Source organism: Microvirga puerhi (assembly GCF_020089865.1).
Lineage (GTDB): Bacteria > Pseudomonadota > Alphaproteobacteria > Rhizobiales > Beijerinckiaceae > Microvirga > Microvirga puerhi.
In genome coordinates this window covers 20913-42454 of record NZ_JAIRBM010000010.1, presented here as the reverse complement: position 1 = coordinate 42454, position 21542 = coordinate 20913, and the positions used below count along the sequence as shown (strand labels likewise).

The window sequence follows — 21542 nt, the reverse complement described above, 5'->3', positions numbered from 1 at the left end:
AGACGCCTGCCCTATTGCCGGTTTGCGCGCATCGCGATATTGCAGCGCAATCATATTCCGCCCGGTTCGAGCCAGGGGCGCGGCCAAGCTTGCCGCGAACCGGGCCGCTTTGTTTTGAAAGACTTGCCCAATGAAGCTGCGCAACATCGCTATCATCGCCCACGTCGACCATGGAAAGACGACCCTCGTGGACAAGCTGCTCCAGCAATCGGGCAGCTTCCGCGAGAACCAGCGCGTGGAAGAGCGCGCCATGGATTCCAACGACCTGGAAAAGGAGCGCGGCATCACCATCCTGGCCAAGGCGACTTCGGTCGTCTGGAAGGACACCCGCATCAACATCGTCGATACGCCCGGCCACGCCGATTTCGGCGGCGAGGTGGAGCGTATCCTGAGCATGGTCGACGGCGCCATCGTGCTGGTGGACGCGGCCGAGGGTCCGATGCCGCAGACCAAGTTCGTGGTCTCCAAGGCCCTGAAGATCGGCCTCAAGCCGATCGTCGCCATCAACAAGATCGACCGCCCCGATGCCCGCCACCAGGAGGTCATCAACGAGGTGTTCGACCTCTTCGCCGCCCTCGATGCCACCGACGAGCAGCTCGACTTCCCGATCCTCTACGGGTCCGGCCGCAACGGCTGGATGGCTCAATCGCCGGAAGGACCGCAGGATCAGGGTCTCGCCCCGCTGTTCGATCTCGTTCTCAACCACGTGCCACCGGCCAAGGTCGAGGAAGGCCCGTTCCGCATGCTCGGCACCCTCCTCGAAGCCAACCCCTTCCTGGGCCGCATCGTCACCGGCCGCATCGCCTCCGGCTCCGTGAAGCCGAACCAGTCGATCAAGGTCCTGGATCGTGAAGGCAAGGTGGTCGAGACGGGCCGCGTCTCCAAGATCCTCGCCTTCCGCGGACTGGAGCGTCAGCCGATCGAGGTGGGCGAGGCGGGCGACATCGTGTCCATCGCGGGCCTCGAAAAGGGCTCGGTCGCCGATACCTTCTGCGCGCCCGAGAACGACATTCCGATCCAGGCCCAGCCCATTGACCCGCCGACCGTCACCATGTCGTTCATCGTCAACGACTCGCCGCTCGCGGGCACCGAGGGCGACAAGGTCACGAGCCGCATGATCCGCGACCGCCTGTTCAAGGAAGCGGAAGGCAACGTGACGCTCAAGATCGAGGAGGCCGCCGACAAGGATTCGTTCTACGTCTCCGGCCGCGGCGAATTGCAGCTCGCCATCCTCATCGAGACCATGCGCCGCGAAGGTTTCGAACTCGCCGTGTCGCGTCCGCGCGTCGTCATGAAGAAGGACGAGGCCACGGGCCAGCTTCTCGAGCCGATCGAGGAAGTGGTCATCGACGTCGACGAGGAATTCTCCGGCGTCGTGGTGCAGAAGATGTCTGAGCGCCGCGCCGAAATGGTCGAGATGCGCCCGTCCGGCGGCAACCGTCAGCGCCTCGTGTTCTACGCCCCGACCCGCGGCCTCATCGGCTATCAGAGCGAATTGCTGACCGACACCCGCGGCACCGCGATCATGAACCGCCTGTTCCACGCCTACGAGCCCTACAAGGGGGAGCTCGCCGGCCGCAACAACGGCGTGCTCATCTCCAACGACCAGGGCGAGGCCGTCGCCTATGCGCTCTGGAACCTGGAGGATCGCGGCCCGATGGTCATCGAGCCGGGCTGGAAGGTCTATCAGGGCATGATCGTCGGCATCCACAGCCGCGACAACGACCTCGAAGTGAACGTGCTCAAGGGCAAGAAGCTCACCAATATCCGCACGACCTCGAAGGACGAAGCGGTGCGCCTGACGCCGCCGATCCGCATGACCCTCGAGAAGTCGCTCGCCTGGATCCAGGACGACGAGCTCGTGGAGGTCACGCCGAAGTCGATCCGCCTGCGCAAGGCGATTCTCGACCCGAATGACCGCAAGCGCGCCGAGCGGTCGAAGGAGGCGCTGAGCGCCTGATCCGAACTTTCCTGCAAGATGAAAAGGCCGCATTGAATGCGGCCTTTTTCGTAAGCGGATGCCATCCGTCGCTTTAAGAATGCTGGGCACGTCATGCTGAAGATCCATGGCTACAAGGGCTCGATCAATGTCCGGAAGGTGCTCTGGACCTGCGTGGAGCTGGGCCTCCCCTTCGAGCGGATCGACTGGGGCGGTGGGACGCGTCCGGTTACGGATCCGGAGTTCATCGCGCTCAATCCGATAGGCATGATCCCGGTCCTTGAGGATGCGGGTCAAATCTTCTGGGAATCGAACAGCATCGTCCGCTATCTCGCGGGACGCGAGAGACGGCACGATCTGCTTCCGTCCCATCCGGCGGAGCGGGCGCAGATCGAAAAGTGGATGGATTGGCAGGGTTCGGACTTCAACAATTCCTGGCGCTACGTTTTCCAGGCCACGGTTCACAACAATCCCCAGTTCCAGGATGCCATGCAGGTGGCGTCCTCGTGGGAACAGTTCTGCCGCATGGTCCAGATCCTGGATCGCGAGCTGGACAAGACTCGGAGCTATATCGCCGGGAGCCACTTCACCTGCGCCGACATCGTCATCGGCCTGTCGGTCCATCGTTGGAAGAGCATTCCGCTCGACCGCCCCACCTTGCCGTCGGTCGAACGCTACTACGACCTTCTGTGCTTGCGGGACGGCTTTCGGCAATACGGAAGGGACGGCGGTCCCTGAGGAGCGCTCACATCACCGGCTCCGCAATGGGCTCTGGCAGGGCTGCGAGCTTCGACACGGGCGAAGACGCGATGATCAGGAGCTGGATCACGAAGCCGATGGCCGCGACGGCGATGCAGGCCTGAAGCCCGAAGGCGGCTCCGATGGCACCACCAAGCACCGCGCCGATCGGGCGGGCTCCGGCCGTCGCCGTCATCACCAGGGCCGAGACGCGGCCGAGAAGCGCTATCGGAGTCACGGTCTGTCGAAGCGTCGTCTGGCTGATCGTCCACAGAATTGGGCCGGCACCGAACAGAAAGAACGAGAGCGCGGCAAGGAAGCCGGACGGCACCCATATGGTCCCGGCCATGGCAAAGGCGGCAGCGACAGAGACCAGAGGCCCGACCAGGATGGCCGCCCCGAAGGTGAGGCGCCCCACGAGCCGGGGAGCCAGCAACGCGCCGACGATCATGCCGATCCCGTAGGTGGCCATCGAGGTGCCGATCCCGGACGCCGTCAGGCCGAGCACATGGACTGCATAGGGGACATAGGCTGCCTGCAGCACGAACCAGGCCAGGTTCCAGGCCACTGCCGTGAGCAGGATGGGCCGCAGGTGCGGGTGGTTCCAGGCGAAGGCGGCGACCTCCTTGAGGTCGCGCCAGATATGAGGCTGGGCCGGGCGACTGCGCGGCGCTTCGGGAACGCGGATCAGGCACAGAACGGCCAGGATCGAGAGAGCGGCCGCCAGGGCGAAGGTCTGCGATGCTCCGAACCAGCCGACGAGGCTTCCCGCCAGCGCTGGCCCCGCCGCATAGGCCACGCTGCGCGCCAATTCGAGCTGTCCGTTGGCCCGCGCTAGCAGATCGCGCGGCACAAGCGACGGCACAAGCGCGGGCGCGGCAACGCTGAACACGACGGTGCCGGTTGCCGCTGCGAAACCGAGGATCGCGAGCATCGGGATCGAGAGGAGGGCGAGCATCGCCAGAAGCGGCAGGCTCAGAAGCGCCACGGCCCGAAAAGCTTCCGCTGCAGCCATCAGAATCCGGCGCGGCATGCGATCAGCCATAATGCCGGCCGGAAAGGACAGAAGCAGAAACGGCAAGGTCTGAACGGCGGCGAGCATGCCGGTTTCACCGGGACCGGCCCCTAGGGCCAGGACCGCGATGAGGGGAGCGGCTGCAAGTCCGATCTGTTCTGCGGACTGCGCCGCAACATTCGACCAGGCGAGAGCCCGAAAAGAGGAAGGCAAGGAGGAGGACATGGCGAAGACCTGGAACCGTTCGTATTCGTCCAGGTCTATGGGCGGTCGTGCCGCCCGCGCCCACCCGAATCCTGCTCCGCTGCTCCCGCGATGGGACTATCCTTCAGCCTTGTCGCTTTGCCCCTTCTTGGCACCCTTTCCCGATGTGCTCGTGGAGTCTTCGCCTCTGGCGTCGGGATCCGTCCGGCCCTGCGGCGTAAGACGCGGCGCATTGATGTCGGCCTCGGTCGCCTGGCTGCGTTTCCTATCAGACCGGCTCATGATCAGCTCCTCAGCCGCTGGTGGAATCGGTTGCGTCGCGTCTGCCCGCTTCGGGCAGGGTGCCCGCACCCGGCGTGCCCTCATCATTCATCAGTTCAGGTTTTGCGTGGGGTCCCGCGGCCGGCAGATCCGCGCCGGCGGGGCGTCTCCTGTCCTGGGTCGCTTTCGGGGTCTGACCGGTCGCCTTGGGATCCGGACGCTCTGCCGATTGAGGCTGCTGCTTGGGAGCCTGCTGGTCATTTTTGCTGTAGCTGGCATCGCCCATGAAAGTCTCCTTGATCGCATGCCGTCAGAGCGACTCCATCGCCTTGGGCTGGCTGCCGTTTCGACAGGCTCAGCCCTTGTCCTTGCCCTTCGGCGAGAGGGTGGGATCGCTCAGATGTTTCGTGGTCTCGGGTGTCTCGGCGGCCGTCAGGTCGGAATGTCCCTCATCCCGGTTGCCCGCGCCACCCATGGATTGGCGATAGGCGTAGGCCTCTCCGCCGGGCTCATCCCAGACCTTGCGCATGGTGGCGTTGGCCTCAGGGCCCTTGTTCGCCATATCAGCGATGCCGCCGCTGCGCTGCTCGTTGCGGATCTGATCTGCGGTCTGGTTTTTCAGGGAATGGGGGGTGCGTTTGTCCGCCATCGTGGGCTCCTCGAATGCGCTCGTTTCAAGGGCAACCCGGCGGAAAGGGTTAGGTTCTGGCCACGCTTCGGCGCGAATGCAAAAGAAAAGGGCGGCCGCGGCCGCCCTTCGGGTATCCCATGGCAGGGACTTCAGAGCCCTTCGAAGAGCGCGCTGGAAATGTAGCGTTCGGCAAAGGATGGAGCCACCGTGACGATGCGCTTGCCTTTGAATTCCGGCCGTGCCGCAACCTCGAGGGCCGCCGCCACATTAGCACCCGTCGAGATGCCCCCGGGAATGCCTTCGAGCTTGGAGAGCTGCCGCGCCATGTCGAAGGCAGTCTGATTGCCGACCGTCACCACGTCGTCGATCACCGAGCGGTCGAGCACATCCGGCACGAAGCCGGCGCCGATGCCCTGAATCTTGTGCGGACCCGGCTGGCCGCCGGACAGAACCGGAGAATCCTCCGGCTCCACGGCGATCACCTTCAGGTTGGGAAGACGCGGCTTGAGGACCTGGCCGACGCCCGTGATCGTGCCGCCGGTGCCGACGCCGGCGACGAAGGCATCGAGCTGCCCGTTGGTGTCGTTCCAGATCTCCTCGGCGGTCGTCTTGCGATGAATCTCGGGATTCGCCGGGTTCTTGAATTGCTGCGGCATTACGGAATTCGGAATCTCGCGCAGCAACTCCTCGGCCTTGGCGATAGCGCCCTTCATGCCCAGCGGGCCTGGCGTCAGAGCGAGCTCGGCTCCGAGGAAGGCGAGCATCTTGCGGCGCTCGATGGACATGGTCTCCGGCATCACCAGGATCAGCCGGTATCCCCGTGCGGCGGCCACAAAGGCCAGCGCGATCCCGGTATTGCCCGAGGTCGGCTCGACGAGCGTCGCACCCGGCTTGATGGCTCCGGCCGCTTCCATGGCGTCGATCATGCTGACGCCGATGCGGTCCTTCACGCTGGAGATGGGATTGAAGAATTCGAGCTTGACCAGGATCTCCGCGTCGATCCCGCGCTCCTTCGGCAGGCGGTTCAGGCGCACGAGGGGCGTGTTTCCGATGGTCTCCGTAATGGAGCCGTAGATCCGGCCTCGGCCAGGCTTCTGGGCAATATCAGCCATTGAACTCTCCTTGAGGTGTGAGCGATGTCTAGCCCTTTTGACGATATTTGTCGATAAATTCCTAATTATACAGACTATATCGTGAAATCGGCCGCCGGAATCTCATCGACGGCCTCCTCGACCTGCGCCTGCTTGCAGAGGTCGTCGACGGTCACCTGGTCGAGCTCGGTCAGAAAGGCCTCGATGCCCTTTTTCACGACCGGCGCGACGATCGTTTCCGCAAGGCGCGATTCCGGCAAAGGCGAAGTCCCCTCATCCTCATAGGCCGTCATGGCGACGCGCACGATCTCACCGGCCGTGATCCGTCGCCTTTCCCGCGCCAGTTCATAGCCGCCTCGAGGACCCCGCACGCCTTTGAGAAGACCGTTGCGGACCAGCGCCTGGAGCACGGGTTCGAGATGTCGCGGCGGCAGCTTGTGGCGTGCCGCCAGAGCCTTCGCGGAGACCGGCATCGGCCGGGCATGCAGGGCGATATCCGTCACGGCCGCGATGGCCAGAAGCGATCGGCGGGAAAGAACGTTCATCTGCCCCTCCCCTGAAGTCCCGTCGAGCCGAAGCCGCCGGCCGCACGGACGGTCTCGTCGACAGCCGTTACAGCAATCGGCTCGACCCGCGTCACGGGAGCAACGATCATCTGCGCGATGCGCAGGCCACGCGTCACCGTGAAGGATTCCTGGCCGAGATTGACGAGAAGCACCTGCACCTCCCCGCGATAATCGGCATCGATCGTTCCCGGTGCATTGAGCACCGTCACGCCGTGCTTCAGGGCCAGACCCGAGCGCGGGCGCACTTGGGCCTCGTAGCCGGACTCCAGCTGAATCACGAGCCCGGTCGGCACCAGCGCACGTGCTAGCGGCGCAAGAACGATCGGCGTCTCCTCGGCATTGGCCGCGAGCAGATCCATTCCGGCTGCATCTGCACTTTCATAGCGCGGAAGCGGCAAATCACCGGCATGACTGAGACGCTGGATGCGAAGCGGATGAGTCGTATCGCCTGCCATGCTCATGCGCCCTTCAGCATCTGTCCGAGGCGTTCGACGAGCCGTTGCGCGACCTCGGTCTTCGACAAGGTCGGCCAGGTCTCGACACCCGATGCGCTCACCAGATGCACCGTGTTGCTGTCGCCGCCCATCACGCCGGTTCCGATCGACACATCGTTGGCGACGATGAGATCGCAACCCTTCTTGGCGAGCTTTTGCTTGGCATGCTCGATCACGTTCTCGGTTTCCGCCGCGAAGCCGATAGTGAGAGGCGGGCGACCCTCATTGCGATGGGCGATGGTCGCGAGGATGTCCGGATTCTCCGTCAGCTTGAGATCCGGCAAGGCGCCGGCATTCTTCTTGAGCTTCTGGTCGCCTGCGTTCGCGACACGCCAATCCGCGACTGCCGCGGCAAAGATGCCGATTTCCGCCGGCAATGCCTTTTCGACCGCATCGAGCATCTCGCGGGCGCTTTCCACACGCACCATCGTGACGCCGGTAGGATCGGGAAGGTCGACAGGACCGGACACCAGCGTGACGCGAGCACCCGCCGCTGCGGCGGCACGGGCGATCGCGTGCCCCTGCTTGCCGGACGAGCGGTTGGCGATGTAGCGCACCGGATCGATGGGCTCATGGGTCGGCCCAGACGTGACGAGCACATGCTTGCCGACGAGCGGACCGGAGGGAGCAAGATAGGCCTCGACGGCCGCAACGATTTCGAGCGGCTCCGCCATGCGACCGGGCCCGACTTCCGCCTCCGCCATGGCGCCGTTGTTCGGTCCGACGGTGCGGATGCCATCCGCCTTGAGAACGTCGAGATTGCGCTGCGTTGCCGGATGCAGCCACATGCGCACGTTCATGGCCGGTGCGATCAGGATCGGCAGGGTCGTGGCGAGCAGGACCGTCGAGGCGAGATCGTCCGCATGCCCTCCCGCCATCTTCGCCATCAGATTGGCAGTGGCCGGCGCGACCACCACGAAATCAGCGTCACGGGCCAATCGAATATGCCCGATATCGGCCTCGTCCTCACGGTCGAAGAGATCCGTGTGCGTCCTTTGTCCGGATATGGCAGACGCCGCCAGCGGCGTGATGAACTGTTGTGCGCCGGCGGTCAGTATGCATCGCACCGAGGCCCCCTGCTCGCGCAGGCGGCGGATCAGGTCGAGGGATTTATACGCGGCGATCCCCCCGCCGATGACGAGAAGGATCCGTTTGCCCGCAAGCACCATGTATCAGCCCCCTCGAACCACCATGAACACCAGCGACAGCGCAATGATCCACAAGGCTGCCGTGGTCCAGCGACTCCCCCGCGCCTCGGCCCGCCCGATGGCGGAGACGCTATCATCATGCAGGGGAACGCCCTGTGCCGTCACATTCTCGATCTGGTTCAGAACCCGCTTGGCGCGAAGCGCCATGTCTGGCAGGTCGGCGGCGATCCCGGCGAGGGTCGCAAGGCCCGATCCCGCCTCCTCGATCCGTCCGATCGGGCCGAGATGCCGCTCGATCCATTCCCGAACGACAGGCTCGGACGTGGTCCACATGTCGAGGCGCGGATCGAGATTGCGAGCGACGCCCTCCACCACCACCATGGTCTTCTGCAGCATCACCAATTCGATGCGCGTCGCCATGTCGAACAGGGCCGTGATCTCGAAGAGCAGCGTCAGCAGTTTCGCCATGGAGATTTCATCGGCGCGCCGGTCATGGATCGGCTCGCCGATGGCGCGGATCGCCTGCGCGAAATCCTCCACCGAATGATGAGGTGGCACGTATCCTGCCTCGAAATGGACCCGCGCGACGCGAAGATAATCGCGCCGGATGAAGCCCAGCAGGATCTCCGCGAGGAAGCGCCGCTCCTTCATGCCGAGGCGGCCCATGATGCCGAAATCCACCGCGACGAGACGTCCCTGCGGATCCACGAACAGGTTGCCCGGATGCATGTCCGCGTGGAAGAAACCGTCGCGAATGGCATGCCGCAGGAAGGACTGAATGACCGTGCGGGCAAGCGCCACCCGGTCGAAACCGGCAGCCTCGATGCGCGGAATATCGTTGAGGCGGATGCCCTCGATCCAGGTGTTGGTGAGCACGTCGCGCGCCGTCAGATCCCATTCCGGCTTCGGAACCCGGAAATCGGGATCGTCCTTCGTGTTCTCAGCCAGCTCCGAAACGGCGGCCGCCTCGAGGCGCAGATCCATCTCGACGGCCACGGAGCGTGCAAGCGCCTCGACCACCTCGACAGGTTTCAGGCGCTTGGCATCCGGCACGAGGCGCTCGAACAGCCGGGCCGCCGCCCGCATGGCCTGAAGGTCGCGGGCGAAACCTTCGCGCACGCCAGGGCGCACGACCTTCACGGCGACCGTCAGCGGCCCCTCCGGAGTCCTGATTGCCGCCTTGTGGACTTGTGCGATGGAGGCGGCCGCGATCGGCTCGCTGAATTCGAGGAAGAGTTCGTCGACGGGCCTCCCCAGCGCCAGCTCCACCGTGCGGACGGCCTCCGCTCGCGGGAAGGGCGGCATGCGGTCCTGCAGGTTCTCCAGATCGCGCGCCGCAGCCGCTCCCACGATGTCGGGGCGGGTCGCTAGGAACTGCCCGAACTTCACATAGGACGGACCGAGGCGGGTCAGCGCGGCCGACAGACGCGCCGCACCGTCTCCGGCCTGGCGTCGTTCGATCAGGCGTGCGAGTCGCAGGCCGAGGCGGGCCGCGGGCGGCAGGGCGTTGGGATCGACCAGCGCCAGCGCCCCCTCGCGTGCCAGGATGATTCCGGCGCGCAGGTTGCGGAACAGGTGGACGAGGCTGCCGATCACGTCAGATCTTCCAGCCGGAATGAATGGCCACGACTCCCGCCGTCAGGGGCCGATAGGTCACGCGCTTGAAACCGGCCTGCTCGATCATGCGGGCGAAGGCGGCGGGCGGCGGAAAGCGGCGGATCGACTCGACGAGATATTGATAGGACTCGGCGTCCCCCGTCACCATCCGGCCGAGGCGTGGAATCACGTTGAACGAATAGGCATCGTAGATCCGGTCGAGCCCCGGAACGTCGACCTTCGAGAATTCGAGGCAGAGGAAACGCCCCCCGGGCTTGAGCACCCGGTAGGCCTCCCGCAGGGCCGCATCGATGCGCGGCACGTTCCGGATGCCGAAGGCGATGGTGTAGGCGTCGAAGGCGGCCGTTTCCAAGGGCAGGGATTCCGCGTTGGCTTCGACGAAATCGATCCGTCCCTCGTAGGCGTGGCCAGCCCTTTCCTGACCGACCTTGAGCATCTCGCCGTTGATATCGAGGACGGTGACATGGGTTTGGGGGCCTCCGGCATCGAGGATACGGAACGCCACGTCTCCGGTGCCTCCCGCCACATCGAGATGCCGGAAGGGCCGGTTGCGCGGCGGACGAAGCATCGCGACCAGATTGTTCTTCCAGAGCCGATGGAGGCCGGCCGACATGAGGTCGTTCATGAGATCGTAGCGGCCCGCCACCGAGTGGAAGACCTCGTTGACGCGACCCTGCTTCTCGCCGAGCGGTACGGACTGGAAGCCGAAATGGGTGTTTTCGTCAGTCATCTCTCACGCCTCTCGTCGCCATTTGCCGCGATCCATAGCGGAAGCGGGCCCGAATGGCTATGTAAGGAGCCTCCCGAAGCCGCGAGATGGTTGATGCCCGAACTCCCCGAAGTCGAAACGGTCCGCAGGGGCCTCGAACCCGCCATGGTGGGAGCGCGACTGAGCAAGGTGATCCAGCGCCGCCCGGATCTGCGCTTTCCCTTTCCGGAGCGGTTCGCCGACCGGCTCGAGGGACAGGAAGTGACGGCCCTGGGCCGGCGGGCGAAGTACCTCTTGGCCGATCTGTCGTCCGGCGAGGTTCTGGTGATGCATCTCGGCATGTCGGGCCGCTTTCTCGTCGCGCAGGAAGGCCCGCGCGTGAAGCCGGGCGCGTTCCATCACGAACATGGGGCGCTCGCTACCCATGACCACGTGGTCTTCTGCCTGTCGAACGGCTTTACCGTCACCTACAACGACGCGCGCCGCTTCGGCTTCATGGACCTGGTGCCGCGGCCTGAGATCGAGAGCTGCCGCCATTTCAAGGATATGGGGATCGAACCCCTCGGCAATGCCCTTTCCGGCGAGACCATCGCACAACTCTTCGTGGGCAAGCGGACGCCGCTCAAGGCCGCGCTCCTCGATCAGCGCCTTATCGCCGGCCTCGGCAATATCTATGTCTGCGAGGCCCTGTTTCGGACCGGACTGCACCCTGAAGCGGCGGCCGGCTCCCTGGTGACCGCCAAAGGCAAGCCGACCGCCAAGGCCCATCGCCTGGCGGAGGTGATCCGGGACGTCCTGAACGAGGCCGTCGAGGCGGGCGGCTCCACCCTGCGGGACCACGCCAAGGTCGACGGCTCCCTCGGCTATTTCCAGCATGCGTTTCGGGTTTACGACCGCGAGGGCGAACCCTGCGTCACGCCGGGCTGCAAAGGCACGGTCACGCGCCTCGTGCAGGCCGGCCGCTCCACCTTCTACTGTCCGAGCTGCCAGCGTTGAGCGAGGGCAGCGGGATGACGTGTCTCTAAGGGACCACACGACAAGGGCCCAAAGCGCAGCTACACTCATCTGGTCGATGGGCAGGTTGCGGCTCCGCGTTGTCAGCGGGCTCTGGGGGGCAAAGACCCACTGCACCACGTCGGCGCCTGACCGTCCGAACATCCCCTTCGGAGGTTTAAGGCCATGGCGAAACTCGATTCGATTCCCGGCGTGGGCTCCGCGCTGGTCGGCCCTACTGTCCGCACCATCAGCAGGGCGGATCTCAAGGAGGCGCTGCGGCGCGGGGTCGACGATTTCATGGCGATGCCGACCCATGCCTTTTTCATCGCGCTCATTTATCCCGTGCTCGGGCTGTTTCTCGCGGCCGGCATCTTCGGCAACAACGTGCTGCCGCTGCTCTTTCCCCTCATCGCGGGCTTTGCCCTGATCGGCCCCTTCGCAGCGATTGGACTTTACGAATTGAGCCGCCGTCGCGAGCAGGGAGAAGCACTCTCGCTGTCCCATACCTCCGAGATCCTGCGCTCGCCGTCGATCGGCTCGATTGCGGCTCTCGGAACGCTGCTCCTGGTCATCCTGCTCCTCTGGCTTGCCACCGCCCAGGCGCTGTATTTCGCGATCTTCGGCAGCGACCGGCCTGATTCCGTCGCGACATTCCTGCATCAGGTTCTGACCACTCGCCAGGGCTGGGCGCTCATCCTCGCGGGCAACGCGGTAGGCATCGCCTTCAGCGCCGTCGTGCTCGCGATCAGCATCGTGTCCTTCCCCCTTCTGCTCGAGCGCAACGTGAGCGCCGCCACGGCCGTGCAGACATCCCTTCGGGCCGTCAGCGCCAATCCCGGCCCCATGGCGTTGTGGGGCCTGATCGTGGCCGCGCTTCTCTTCGTCGGCTTCATTCCGCTTTTCTTCGGACTCGCCGTGGTGATCCCGATCCTCGGGCACGCCACTTGGCATCTCTACCGACGGCTCGTCGTATCCTGAGCAAGGCGCTCCTCTTGCGCAGACCATAAGCTTCTCGACCTCGCCGGACCTTTGGATGCGGATCGGGGATCGAATTTCTCCTGCCTGACTTTTCTCTTGCCTGACTTTTGCGCCTCGCCTACCCGTGGGCCTCCATCGAGGAGGCGCCGGCATGGCTTACGAAACGATCATCGTCGAGACCCGCGGCAAGGTGGGGCTTATCACCCTCAATCGCCCGCAGGCGCTGAATGCGCTGAATTCGACGCTCCTGAACGAGGTCAATCAGGCGCTCGACGCGTTCGAGGCCGATTCTGCCGTCGGCTGCATCGTCGTGACAGGTTCCGAGAAGGCTTTTGCGGCCGGCGCCGACATTAAGGAGATGGCGAACCTCTCCTACCCGCAGATTTATTCCGACAATCAGTTCGGCGGTTGGGACCGCGTGGCGAACCGGCGCAAGCCGATGATCGCCGCCGTAGCAGGCTTCGCCCTCGGAGGCGGCTGCGAGTTCGCTATGATGTGCGACTTCATCATCGCCGCCGACAATGCCAAGTTCGGCCAGCCGGAGATCAAGCTCGGTGTCATGCCGGGCATGGGCGGCACCCAGCGCCTGACCCGCCTGATCGGCAGGGCCAAGGCCATGGAGATGTGCCTCACCGGTCGCATGATGGGCGCCGAGGAAGCGGAACGCTCCGGTCTCGTCGCCCGGATCGTGCCGACGGCGGATCTCCTGAGCGAGGCGCTCAAGACGGCCGAGACCATCGCATCCATGTCGCAGCCCATCGTCATGATGACGAAGGAGAGCATCAACCGCGCCGACGAAATCTCCCTCTCGGAGGGCATCCGCTTCGAACGGCGCGTCTTTCACGCCATGTTCGCCACCGCCGATCAGAAGGAGGGCATGGCCGCCTTCGTCGACAAGCGCACGCCCCGGTTCACGGATCGCTGATCCGTGACATCTCTCGATTCCGATGTGATGGCGGCCCTGGCCGCCATTTCCTTTCTGGCTGGATTTGTCGATTCCATAGCCGGCGGCGGCGGCCTCCTCACCGTTCCGGCCCTTCTGATCGCCGGGCTCGATCCCGCGCAGGCGATTGCCACCAACAAGGTGCAAGGTGCCGTTGCCGCGGCCTCGGCCACCTACACGTTCGGTCGCAAGGGCCTGATCGTCTGGTCCTCCGCATGGCGCTTCGCGGGCATCTCCTTCCTGAGCGGTATCGTCGGGGCGCTCTGTGTCCAGTTCCTCCCTAAGTCCGTCCTCGACGGTCTGATCCCTGTACTTCTCGTGGCTATCGCGGCCTTTTTCGCCCTCTCTCCGAAGGTGGGAAACGAGGATGTCCACGCACGGATGACGGCCCTGACCTTCGGCCTGACCGTGCCCGTGGCCGTCGGCTTCTACGACGGCATCTTCGGACCGGGTGCCGGCTCCTTCTACATGCTCGGCTTCGTCACTCTGTTGGGTTACGGGGTCGTTCGCGCGACCGCGCACACCAAGCTGCTCAACCTGTGCAGCAATCTCGGCAGCCTGCTTCTCTATGCGGCGACGGGAGCCGTGGTCTGGCCTCTCGGTCTGGTGATGGCTGCGGCCTCGCTCCTTGGAGCGCAGGTCGGATCCCATCTCGCTCTTCGCCACGGCACCAGGATCATCCGCCCGCTCCTGGTGATCGTTTCGAGTCTGATGGCGCTCAAGCTTCTCGTCGACCCTGCCAACCCGTGGCATCAAGCCCTCAGGGCGCTTTTTTGACGCGCAAACACGGGCAAGCGTTGACGTTCGGCACGCCTGTCGCTATAAGCCGCCCCACATGAGCCCGCGCGATCCGCGGGCTCTTCGGTTTCCATGCAATCACCGATCGCGTCTTTGGCCGGCTTATCCGGCTTCCTGCGTCGGACTTTAAAGAACGAGGATTGGCCATGGCCAACACCGTGTCGGCCAAGAAGATGACCCGCAAGATCGCGAAGCGCACCGCGGTCAACCGCTCGCGCCGCAGCCGTATGCGGACTTTCATCCGTAAGGTCGAGGAAGCGATCGCTTCTGGCAACCAGACCGAGGCCGCTGCCGCCCTTCGCGCCGCCGAGCCGGAGCTCATGCGCGCCGCCCAGAAGGGCATCGTGCACAAGAACACGGCCTCCCGGAAGGTGTCCCGCCTCGCGTCGCGCATCAAGACGCTGAGCGCCTAAACCGGCCCGATCTGTTATCTGACAGCTTGAGAAACCCGGCGTACCTGCGCCGGGTTTTTCGTTGTTCGGTAGCAAAGGGCACCAAATGTCCAGTGAGGGGCGGCGTGAAAGACAATCCATGCTCCTCCGCAACACAGCAATCTGCCGAGGCTGAGGTGGCGCTCGCCTGAATGCGCCTCGCAGCTCTTGTCCGGAAACACAGTCCGCTCAACGAGATTGCGCGGAACTTGGTGTAGCGACAGGTTATTGGGGCGGGAATTAGCCTTCAGCTTGGCCATATGCTACCCCTGCGCTTCACCGAGATGGAGATCAGGATGAAAACCGGCGCAACCCGTCAGCCCGACGGCCACTCGACCGTCTCAGCCTACATGATGGCAGATGATGCCCAGCGCGCCATTGGCTTCATGACCGATGTTCTCCGCGGTGAGACACTCATCCGGATGAATCGCGCGGACGGCTCCATCATGCACGCATCCGTGCGGATCGGCGACAGCGTCGTCATGGTGTCGGATGGAACCGCGGACTATCCGGCTTTCTCGGTCTGGCTGCACGTCTATGTGCCTGATGTGGATGAGACCTACGCGCGAGCCCTGGAAAACGGCGCAGTGTCGGTGCAGCCTCCCAGCGAGAAAGGCGATGGCGATCGGCGCTGTGGCGTCAAGGATGCAACCGGAAACACGTGGTGGCTCGCGACCCATGTCGGGCGATGATCGGCCTGCCCGGGCAAAGCGCGCCAACACTGCAAGCGCAGTCCTATCCTTTACCCATAGGATGGGCTTGCCGGGCCATCCCCGGCTGGTGGCACACGACGAAGCTGGACGGGCTCAACGAAGGTGACCGAGGACGATCGTGAAGGGAACTGACCTCCACATCAGCTCTGGTGAACGCTGCTACCGATTGCTGGGCTTTTCGTGCCCGAAGATCGCTTCCGAAGGGCGCGTTTTATCCACATTGCCTCTTGACTCATACGCCCGTCCAAGGGTTGGCAAACGTCACGGCGCGACTTGGAAGCGCGCAAGAAACCATCATGAAGTTCAACAGGTTAGCAGGCAAAGCTTCGCGAAGCATCGGAATCACACACGACATCTCCGCGAATCAGTCCTGATTCAAGGTTGCGCGAAAACTCTTTTTCGACATCGCCGCCAAGCTGTGTTGGAACTGTGAATCAATTGGAGAGTCAGGACTTTACCGCATCGCCGGAAAAGCTGTGGACGGGGCTGGGGGTATCTGAGGCGGGTCTCGAAACCGACTCAAGGGACTCGGCCGTATTGCTCCCCTCAGACCCCCTGTGTAAGGTCAATTCCACTTCGGCGGCCTGCCGCGAAGTCATCCACTCAAGTCGCAAGGTATAACACTCAACAATGGGGATAGGGCGTTGTTTCAAGAATTAAGAAGCAAGAGAAAGCTCGCCTCCATTTTGGGAATTCACTTTGGAAAGCTTGAGAGGGTGGGCAATAGGTGATCGCTCTGATCACCTCTACTTAAGCGTACACATAATCATTAGTAGTTTTGGGGGCGCCGGGTTTCGCGGGAACCTGGTGTAAGTCCGTCCCTGCGTTTGGGGTCGGACAATGGCGTAGAGGTGCTCGGCTTGAGAAAGCGGGAACCTCTTGGAGGAATATTGATGTATCGCAGCGAGGATCATCGCACCTTTGCAGCTCCGAGTGAGAGCGGCTTCGAGTCATCAAGCGAACAGAACGCGGCCGAGATCTGGGCTAGGGTCAAGCGGCGGCTCCGGGCGGAGCTTGGCGAGGACATCTTTGCCAGCTGGTTCGGGCGTCTCGAACTCGATGCGGTGGTCGATGGCTGCGCCTATCTGACGGTTCCCACCCGCTTCCTGAAGAGCTGGATCGAATCCCACTATACCGACCGCGTGCTGAACCTGTATCGCGCCGAGGCAAAGGACGTGGAGCGCGTCGTGATCGGCGTGCGCAGCACCACCGGGCGAGAAGGCACGGCGCAACGGCGCATGATCGAAGCGGCGCGGCCGACGAGCCCGAGCCCCACTGCCAACGCAACGCCCACAAGCACTCCCGCCATGGAAATCAAGTCCCTCGCTCCCACCCTGCCGGAAGAGCGGAGCGATGCTGCGGATCTCGGCGGCGCTCCCCTCGATCCGCGCCTCACCTTCGAGAGCTTCATCGTCGGACGCTCCAACGCCCTTGCTCATGCGGCGGCGGACCGGGTGGCACATGCCCAGAACGGGCAGGCGATCTACAATCCGCTCTACCTTCATGCCGGCGTCGGCCTTGGCAAGACGCACCTCCTTCATGCCATCGGCCACGAGGTTCGGGCCCAGGGACGCCGGGTCATCTATCTCACGGCCGACCGGTTCATGTACGGCTTTGTCGCCTCCTTGAAGGCGCAGACCTCGCTCGCCTTCAAGGAGCGCCTTCGCGGCATCGATCTGCTGATCCTCGATGACGTGCAATTCATCCAGGGCAAGCAGATTCAGCAGGAATTCGGCCACACCCTCAATTCCCTCATCGATGCCGGCCGCCAGATCGTCGTCGCCTCGGACCGCCCGCCGACAGATCTCGAGAGCCTGGACGAGCGCGTGCGCTCGCGCCTGGCCGGCGGACTCGTGGTGGAAGTCGGCGCTCTGGACGAGGCCCTGCGCGCCTCGATTCTCACGACGCGTATCGAAGCCCTGAAAGCCATCCATCCGACCTTCGAGGTCAGCGCGAGCGTGGTTTCCTACGTGGCTCGTGCTATCACGGCCAACGGGCGCGATCTTGAAGGCGCCGTAAACCGCCTGCTGGCCCACGCGACCTTGACCGGCTCCGCCATCACTCTTGAGACCGCCGAAGTCGCCATTCGTGATCTCGTCCGCAATCGCGAGCCGAAGCGGGTCAAGATTGAGGACATCCAGAAGCTGGTGGCGTCCCGTTACAATGTCTCCCGCTCCGATATTCTCTCGGAGCGCCGCACGGCCGCGGTGGTGAGACCCCGGCAGATCGCCATGTATCTGTCGAAAGTCCTGACCCTGCGCTCCTTGCCGGAAATCGGGCGCCGCTTCGGCGGCCGGGACCACACCACCGTGCTCCATGCCGTACGCAAGATCGAGAAGGCGCTCGGCGAGGATAATGCCCTCTCGGATGAGGTCGAGCTCCTCAAGCGCATGCTGCAGGAATGAGGCGCTAGACCGGCCGCAACCCCTTCGGCGGCCGGGCGGCTGTTGAGGAAAGCTCGGCCGGTGCTTGCTTTTGGCAGCGACCTTCGCCAATCTTTCCGGCCCTTGGGATCCGTTTACCTGCCGGATCGCCGGCCAATAATGCCAACGAGAATGGATGTTGGACTATGAGAGTTACTGTTGAGCGCGCCGCTCTCCTGAAGGCGCTCGGGCATGTTCACCGGGTTGTTGAGCGCCGCAATACCATCCCGATCCTCTCCAACGTCCTTCTGCGCGGCGAGGAAGGAACCCTCCGTCTCAGGGCGACCGACCTCGACATCGAGGTCACGGACACGATCCCGGCGGATATCACCGACGCGGGATCGACCACGGTCCCGGCCTATATGATCTATGACATCGTCCGCAAGCTGCCGGATGGGGCTCAGGTCTCCCTCGAAACGCCGGGCGATACGGGTCAGATGCAGATCCGCTCCGGCCGTTCCCGCTTCATGCTGCAGGCCCTGCCGGAGAGCGATTTTCCCGATCTCGCCGCCGGCGATCTCCCCCACCGCTTCGCGCTGTCCGCCACCGACCTGAAGCGCTTGATCGAGAAGACGCAGTTTGCGATTTCGACCGAGGAAACACGCTACTACCTCAACGGAATCTACCTCCACACCATCGACGTATCGGGCACGCCGATGCTGCGCGCCGTCGCGACCGACGGCCATCGTCTCGCCCGGGTTGAACTGCCCGCGCCGCAAGGCTCGGAAGGCATGCCCGGCGTGATCATTCCACGCAAGGCCGTTGCCGAGATCGTTAAGCTCGTCGAGGACGGCAGCGAATCCGTCACCGTCGAATTGTCCTCGGCTAAGGTGCGCCTGACCTTCGACGACGTGATTCTGACCTCCAAGCTCATCGACGGAACCTTCCCGGATTATCAGCGCGTCATTCCTGCCGGCAACGACAAGCTCCTGACCGTGGAACGTGCGGATTTCGCGAAGGCGGTCGATCGCGTCTCGACCATCTCGTCCGAGCGCGGGCGAGCGGTGAAGCTTGCTCTCAACGACGGACGCCTGACACTCACGGTCAATAACCCTGATTCCGGCAGCGCGACCGAAGAGATCGAGGTCGATTACGATTCAGCGCCGATCGATATCGGCTTCAACGCCCGCTATCTCCTCGACATCACGGCCCAGCTCGACGGCGATACCGCCCTGTTCAAGCTGGCCGATCCCGGATCACCGACCGTGGTGCAGGATCGGGAGGGGGCGTCCGCTCTCTACGTGCTGATGCCTATGCGCGTGTGAGGCATATCGCCTTCTGTCGTTGCGGAGCCGTCTCACGACGGCTCCAGAAGATCGGCCGGAACCTGAGCACGATCGGTCATCCCGTAATCGCGTAAGACCTCCGCGACGCGCAGGCGGTAATGCGCGAAGATCTCGGATCTCCCGCGGACCTGCGCCATGCGATGCTCCGTCTGCATCCGCCACGCCTTCACAGCCGCCTCGTCGCGCCAGAAGGACAGGGAGAGGATCTTGCCCGGTTGAGTCAGGCTCGCGAACCGCTCGATCGAGATGAAACCGTCAATGCCGTCGAGGAGCGGGCGAAGTGACGCGGCAATCTCGAGATAATGCTCACGGTGCCCGTCACGCGGTTCGACTTCGAAGATCACGGCGATCATGGACATCCTCCCTGGACCCTGTTCTTTACCGACCGCTCATCTTTCACGAAACAACCGATCCGTCTCGCCGGAACACTTCGTCAATGGACGAAATGTCCTTAGCGGGGCAGAATGCTATCCGATGGGACGAGAAGGTCCGCACTCTTTCTCCGCCCGATGCGCCAGCGACGCTTGATCTTTCGGAGGGACTCCCTGAAAAGGAGCCTCGGATCCGCCATGCTGTCAGCGCCACCTGCCGCCTCCCTCATCACCCATCTGATGCTTCAGGATTTCCGCACCTATGCGGATCTGGACCTTGCCGTGTCACGCCCTCTCGTAGCGCTCGTCGGCGAGAACGGTGCCGGCAAGACCAACGTGCTGGAAGCAATCTCCCTGTTCATGCCGGGACGCGGATTGCGCCGGGCAGAACTGTCCGACATGGTTCGCCAGGGCGGCCCAGGCTCCTTCGCAATCTCCGTGACCCTGGAGACGCCCTATGGCGAGCATCGCCTCGGCACGGGGCTCGAGCGCCCCGGAGATGAGGGACGCGTATCGCGAATCTGCCGCATCGATGCCCTACCCGCCTCATCTCCGGCGGCCTTTGCCGAGCATTTGCGGATCGTTTGGCTGACGCCTGATCTCGACGCTCTTTTCCGTGGCCCTGCCGGCGATCGCCGCCGCTTCCTCGATCGCCTCGTGCTGGCGGTCGACGCTGAACACGGTGCCCGGGTCAATGCTCTCGAACGGGCCCTGCGCTCCCGCAACCGGGTGCTGGAAGACATACCCGACGACCGGCTCTGGCTCGATGCCCTGGAGCGGGAGGTGGCGGAGCTCGCCATTGCCGTGGCGGCGGCTCGCCGGGAGACCGTCGAGCGCTTGGCCGCGCTGATCCTGGCGACCCGCGACGAGAACTCGCCCTTCCCCTTTGCGACCCTCACTCTCGAAGGCGAGATTGACGCCCTGGTCGCCACGCTACCAGCCGTCGACGCGGAGGATCGCTATCGCGCCATGCTGCGCGAGGGACGCCCGCGCGACCGCGCGGCCGGCCGCACGCTGATCGGTCCGCAAGCAACGGATCTCCTCGTCCGCCACGGCCCCAAGGACATTCCTGCCGCCATGGCTTCCACGGGCGAGCAGAAGGCGCTCCTGATCGGCCTCGTCCTGGCTCATGCGCGGCTTGTCGGCCACATGAGTGGAATCGCGCCCTTCATCCTCCTCGACGAAGTCGCGGCCCATCTCGATCCGCGGCGGCGAGCCGGGCTCTTCGACACGCTCGAATCCCTTGGCGGCCAGGTTTGGATGACAGGAGCCGATCTGGGCCTTTTCAGCGAGCTCGAAGGCCGCGCCGACCTGCTCCAGGTCCAACCGGGCGTGATAGAATCGATCAAGATTCGTTGATGGCCTGACGGGCGCCGCCCGCTATAATCACCGCTTGTCCCATTCCGTCGTGCTCGGACCTCATCATGGATCTCGCCGGACTTCTCGTATTTGCCACGGCCCTATTCATCGCTGCCGCTTCGCCCGGCCCGGGGATCGCGGCGATCGTGGCACGGGTGCTCGGTCGCGGCACTCGCGGAGCGGTCGCGTTCAGTGCTGGCCTCGCCATCGGGGACGTGGTCTGGCTGACCTGTGCCATTGTGGGCTTGGCGGCCCTGGCTCAGGCCTTCCACGGTGTGTTTCTGGTGATCAAATATGCAGGCGCCGCCTATCTGCTCTATATCGCCTACAAGCTCTGGACGGCCCCCGCGGCGCCTCAGGATGTCGCCGTCGACGTCAAAGCCGAACACCCTCTCCGGGTCTTTCTTGGCGGCTTCGCGGTGACCATGGGCAATCCGAAGGTCATGGTGTTCTATCTTGCCCTGCTACCGACGATCCTCGACCTCACCCGGGTGAATCTTCTCGGTTATGCGGAGCTCGTCCTGGCGACCTTGAGCATCCTGGCCGTGGTGTTGGGGGCCTATATCGTCCTCGCATCCAACGCGAGGCGCCTCTTTACCAGCCCGAGAGCGATCAGGATCCTCAACCGGACCACCGGAACCGTCATGGCGGGCGCCGCTGCGGCCGTAGCGGCCAGGTAGGACGATCGGCCTATTTCCTAGCGGCCGACCCCACGCGCGACATGATTCGGCATTTTTGCGTGGAATTTCCGCTTGTTTCCACGCGCGCATACGCGCGTGGGGGTGAAATTTCAACCAGGAACCACTAAATAATTGATCTAACGAATCAAAC

General features: G+C 64.0%; 23 protein-coding genes. 12 read left to right on the top strand and 11 right to left on the bottom strand.

Annotated elements, in window-relative coordinates:
• Positions 1–130: 130 nt before the first annotated feature.
• On the top strand, positions 131–1960 hold the full coding sequence (typA, locus tag K9B37_RS14455; RefSeq protein ID WP_224313933.1) for a translational GTPase TypA: 1830 nt from the start codon (positions 131–133) through the stop codon (positions 1958–1960).
• 93 nt (positions 1961–2053) lie between these two features.
• Positions 2054–2677, top strand: a complete 624-nt coding sequence (locus K9B37_RS14450; protein ID WP_224313931.1) for a glutathione S-transferase family protein — start codon at positions 2054–2056, stop codon at positions 2675–2677.
• 7 nt (positions 2678–2684) lie between these two features.
• On the opposite strand, the gene K9B37_RS14445 is transcribed toward K9B37_RS14450, so the two are convergent.
• The 10 genes from K9B37_RS14445 to ubiE all read right to left on the bottom strand — a co-directional run bounded on the left by K9B37_RS14445 (position 2685) and on the right by ubiE (position 10434).
• Positions 2685–3917, bottom strand: a complete 1233-nt coding sequence (locus K9B37_RS14445) for an MFS transporter (protein WP_224313929.1) — start codon at positions 3915–3917, stop codon at positions 2685–2687.
• A 96-nt stretch (positions 3918–4013) separates the two neighbouring features.
• A complete protein-coding gene (locus K9B37_RS14440) occupies positions 4014–4178 on the bottom strand; it encodes a hypothetical protein (RefSeq protein ID WP_224313928.1) in 165 nt (54 codons plus the stop codon).
• 10 nt (positions 4179–4188) lie between these two features.
• Positions 4189–4443 (bottom strand): hypothetical protein, encoded by a 255-nt coding sequence (locus tag K9B37_RS14435; RefSeq protein ID WP_224313927.1) that lies wholly within the window; start codon positions 4441–4443, stop codon positions 4189–4191.
• 69 nt (positions 4444–4512) lie between these two features.
• Positions 4513–4806, bottom strand: coding sequence for a hypothetical protein (locus K9B37_RS14430; protein ID WP_224313925.1), 294 nt, complete (start codon positions 4804–4806; stop codon positions 4513–4515).
• Between the two features lie 131 nt (positions 4807–4937).
• Positions 4938–5900, bottom strand: coding sequence for a cysteine synthase A (cysK, locus tag K9B37_RS14425; RefSeq protein WP_224313923.1), 963 nt, complete (start codon positions 5898–5900; stop codon positions 4938–4940).
• A 74-nt stretch (positions 5901–5974) separates the two neighbouring features.
• Positions 5975–6424, bottom strand: a complete 450-nt coding sequence (locus tag K9B37_RS14420; RefSeq protein WP_224313922.1) for an RrF2 family transcriptional regulator — start codon at positions 6422–6424, stop codon at positions 5975–5977.
• Positions 6421–6906 (bottom strand): dUTP diphosphatase, encoded by a 486-nt coding sequence (gene dut / locus K9B37_RS14415; protein ID WP_224313920.1) that lies wholly within the window; start codon positions 6904–6906, stop codon positions 6421–6423. Before dut ends, K9B37_RS14420 begins: the two co-directional genes overlap by 4 nt.
• Complete coding sequence (gene coaBC / locus K9B37_RS14410; RefSeq protein WP_224313918.1) at positions 6903–8108, bottom strand: bifunctional phosphopantothenoylcysteine decarboxylase/phosphopantothenate--cysteine ligase CoaBC; 1206 nt, start codon at positions 8106–8108, stop codon at positions 6903–6905. The genes dut and coaBC overlap by 4 nt, the downstream gene beginning before the upstream one ends.
• Before the next feature lie 3 nt (positions 8109–8111).
• Positions 8112–9683 carry a 2-polyprenylphenol 6-hydroxylase gene (ubiB, locus tag K9B37_RS14405; protein ID WP_224313917.1) on the bottom strand — a complete coding sequence of 524 codons (1572 nt, stop codon included), beginning with the start codon at positions 9681–9683 and terminating at the stop codon, positions 8112–8114.
• A gap of 1 nt (position 9684) precedes the next feature.
• Positions 9685–10434, bottom strand: a complete 750-nt coding sequence (ubiE, locus tag K9B37_RS14400) for a bifunctional demethylmenaquinone methyltransferase/2-methoxy-6-polyprenyl-1,4-benzoquinol methylase UbiE (protein WP_224313915.1) — start codon at positions 10432–10434, stop codon at positions 9685–9687.
• A gap of 93 nt (positions 10435–10527) precedes the next feature.
• Here ubiE and mutM point away from each other — a divergent pair, with 93 nt between their 5' ends.
• The 8 genes from mutM (at position 10528) to dnaN (ending at position 18960) form a co-directional block, all read left to right on the top strand.
• Positions 10528–11409, top strand: coding sequence for a bifunctional DNA-formamidopyrimidine glycosylase/DNA-(apurinic or apyrimidinic site) lyase (mutM, locus tag K9B37_RS14395; protein ID WP_224313913.1), 882 nt, complete (start codon positions 10528–10530; stop codon positions 11407–11409).
• Between the two features lie 183 nt (positions 11410–11592).
• Positions 11593–12387, top strand: a complete 795-nt coding sequence (locus K9B37_RS14390) for a DUF2189 domain-containing protein (protein ID WP_224313912.1) — start codon at positions 11593–11595, stop codon at positions 12385–12387.
• 151 nt (positions 12388–12538) lie between these two features.
• Positions 12539–13312, top strand: coding sequence for an enoyl-CoA hydratase (locus K9B37_RS14385; RefSeq protein WP_224313910.1), 774 nt, complete (start codon positions 12539–12541; stop codon positions 13310–13312).
• A gap of 27 nt (positions 13313–13339) precedes the next feature.
• Positions 13340–14107 (top strand): TSUP family transporter, encoded by a 768-nt coding sequence (locus tag K9B37_RS14380; RefSeq protein WP_224314141.1) that lies wholly within the window; start codon positions 13340–13342, stop codon positions 14105–14107.
• Positions 14108–14274: 167 nt separating this feature from the next.
• Complete coding sequence (rpsT, locus tag K9B37_RS14375; protein ID WP_224313908.1) at positions 14275–14541, top strand: 30S ribosomal protein S20; 267 nt, start codon at positions 14275–14277, stop codon at positions 14539–14541.
• 314 nt (positions 14542–14855) lie between these two features.
• On the top strand, positions 14856–15251 hold the full coding sequence (locus K9B37_RS14370) for a VOC family protein (protein ID WP_224313906.1): 396 nt from the start codon (positions 14856–14858) through the stop codon (positions 15249–15251).
• A gap of 914 nt (positions 15252–16165) precedes the next feature.
• Positions 16166–17677 (top strand): chromosomal replication initiator protein DnaA, encoded by a 1512-nt coding sequence (dnaA, locus tag K9B37_RS14365; protein WP_224313905.1) that lies wholly within the window; start codon positions 16166–16168, stop codon positions 17675–17677.
• Positions 17678–17841: 164 nt separating this feature from the next.
• A complete protein-coding gene (gene dnaN / locus K9B37_RS14360; RefSeq protein WP_224313903.1) occupies positions 17842–18960 on the top strand; it encodes a DNA polymerase III subunit beta in 1119 nt (372 codons plus the stop codon).
• 32 nt (positions 18961–18992) lie between these two features.
• Here the strand turns inward: dnaN and K9B37_RS14355 are convergent, their stop codons facing one another.
• Positions 18993–19334, bottom strand: coding sequence for an antibiotic biosynthesis monooxygenase family protein (locus K9B37_RS14355; RefSeq protein WP_224313901.1), 342 nt, complete (start codon positions 19332–19334; stop codon positions 18993–18995).
• 216 nt (positions 19335–19550) lie between these two features.
• On the opposite strand from K9B37_RS14355, the gene recF reads away from it, so the two are divergent.
• Both recF and K9B37_RS14345 read left to right on the top strand, forming a co-directional pair.
• Positions 19551–20711: a DNA replication/repair protein RecF gene (gene recF / locus K9B37_RS14350; protein ID WP_224313899.1), complete on the top strand. Its 1161-nt coding sequence runs from the start codon at positions 19551–19553 to the stop codon at positions 20709–20711.
• Between the two features lie 65 nt (positions 20712–20776).
• A complete protein-coding gene (locus K9B37_RS14345) occupies positions 20777–21391 on the top strand; it encodes a LysE family translocator (RefSeq protein WP_224313897.1) in 615 nt (204 codons plus the stop codon).
• The last annotated feature ends 151 nt before the right edge of the window (positions 21392–21542 follow it).

Coding starts and splice junctions, on each gene's coding strand:
- coaBC (WP_224313918.1), bottom strand. CDS start 8,108: ATGGTGCTTGCGGGCAAACGGATCCTTCTCGTCATCGGCGGGGGGATC.
- mutM (WP_224313913.1), top strand. CDS start 10,528: ATGCCCGAACTCCCCGAAGTCGAAACGGTCCGCAGGGGCCTCGAACCC.
- K9B37_RS14440 (WP_224313928.1), bottom strand. CDS start 4,178: ATGAGCCGGTCTGATAGGAAACGCAGCCAGGCGACCGAGGCCGACATC.
- typA (WP_224313933.1), top strand. CDS start 131: ATGAAGCTGCGCAACATCGCTATCATCGCCCACGTCGACCATGGAAAG.
- K9B37_RS14420 (WP_224313922.1), bottom strand. CDS start 6,424: ATGAACGTTCTTTCCCGCCGATCGCTTCTGGCCATCGCGGCCGTGACG.
- K9B37_RS14380 (WP_224314141.1), top strand. CDS start 13,340: ATGGCGGCCCTGGCCGCCATTTCCTTTCTGGCTGGATTTGTCGATTCC.
- ubiE (WP_224313915.1), bottom strand. CDS start 10,434: ATGACTGACGAAAACACCCATTTCGGCTTCCAGTCCGTACCGCTCGGC.
- rpsT (WP_224313908.1), top strand. CDS start 14,275: ATGGCCAACACCGTGTCGGCCAAGAAGATGACCCGCAAGATCGCGAAG.
- recF (WP_224313899.1), top strand. CDS start 19,551: ATGCTGTCAGCGCCACCTGCCGCCTCCCTCATCACCCATCTGATGCTT.
- K9B37_RS14435 (WP_224313927.1), bottom strand. CDS start 4,443: ATGGGCGATGCCAGCTACAGCAAAAATGACCAGCAGGCTCCCAAGCAG.
- K9B37_RS14445 (WP_224313929.1), bottom strand. CDS start 3,917: ATGTCCTCCTCCTTGCCTTCCTCTTTTCGGGCTCTCGCCTGGTCGAAT.
- dnaN (WP_224313903.1), top strand. CDS start 17,842: ATGAGAGTTACTGTTGAGCGCGCCGCTCTCCTGAAGGCGCTCGGGCAT.
- K9B37_RS14345 (WP_224313897.1), top strand. CDS start 20,777: ATGGATCTCGCCGGACTTCTCGTATTTGCCACGGCCCTATTCATCGCT.
- K9B37_RS14370 (WP_224313906.1), top strand. CDS start 14,856: ATGAAAACCGGCGCAACCCGTCAGCCCGACGGCCACTCGACCGTCTCA.
- cysK (WP_224313923.1), bottom strand. CDS start 5,900: ATGGCTGATATTGCCCAGAAGCCTGGCCGAGGCCGGATCTACGGCTCC.
- K9B37_RS14430 (WP_224313925.1), bottom strand. CDS start 4,806: ATGGCGGACAAACGCACCCCCCATTCCCTGAAAAACCAGACCGCAGAT.
- K9B37_RS14450 (WP_224313931.1), top strand. CDS start 2,054: ATGCTGAAGATCCATGGCTACAAGGGCTCGATCAATGTCCGGAAGGTG.
- K9B37_RS14385 (WP_224313910.1), top strand. CDS start 12,539: ATGGCTTACGAAACGATCATCGTCGAGACCCGCGGCAAGGTGGGGCTT.
- K9B37_RS14390 (WP_224313912.1), top strand. CDS start 11,593: ATGGCGAAACTCGATTCGATTCCCGGCGTGGGCTCCGCGCTGGTCGGC.
- dut (WP_224313920.1), bottom strand. CDS start 6,906: ATGAGCATGGCAGGCGATACGACTCATCCGCTTCGCATCCAGCGTCTC.
- dnaA (WP_224313905.1), top strand. CDS start 16,166: ATGTATCGCAGCGAGGATCATCGCACCTTTGCAGCTCCGAGTGAGAGC.
- K9B37_RS14355 (WP_224313901.1), bottom strand. CDS start 19,334: ATGATCGCCGTGATCTTCGAAGTCGAACCGCGTGACGGGCACCGTGAG.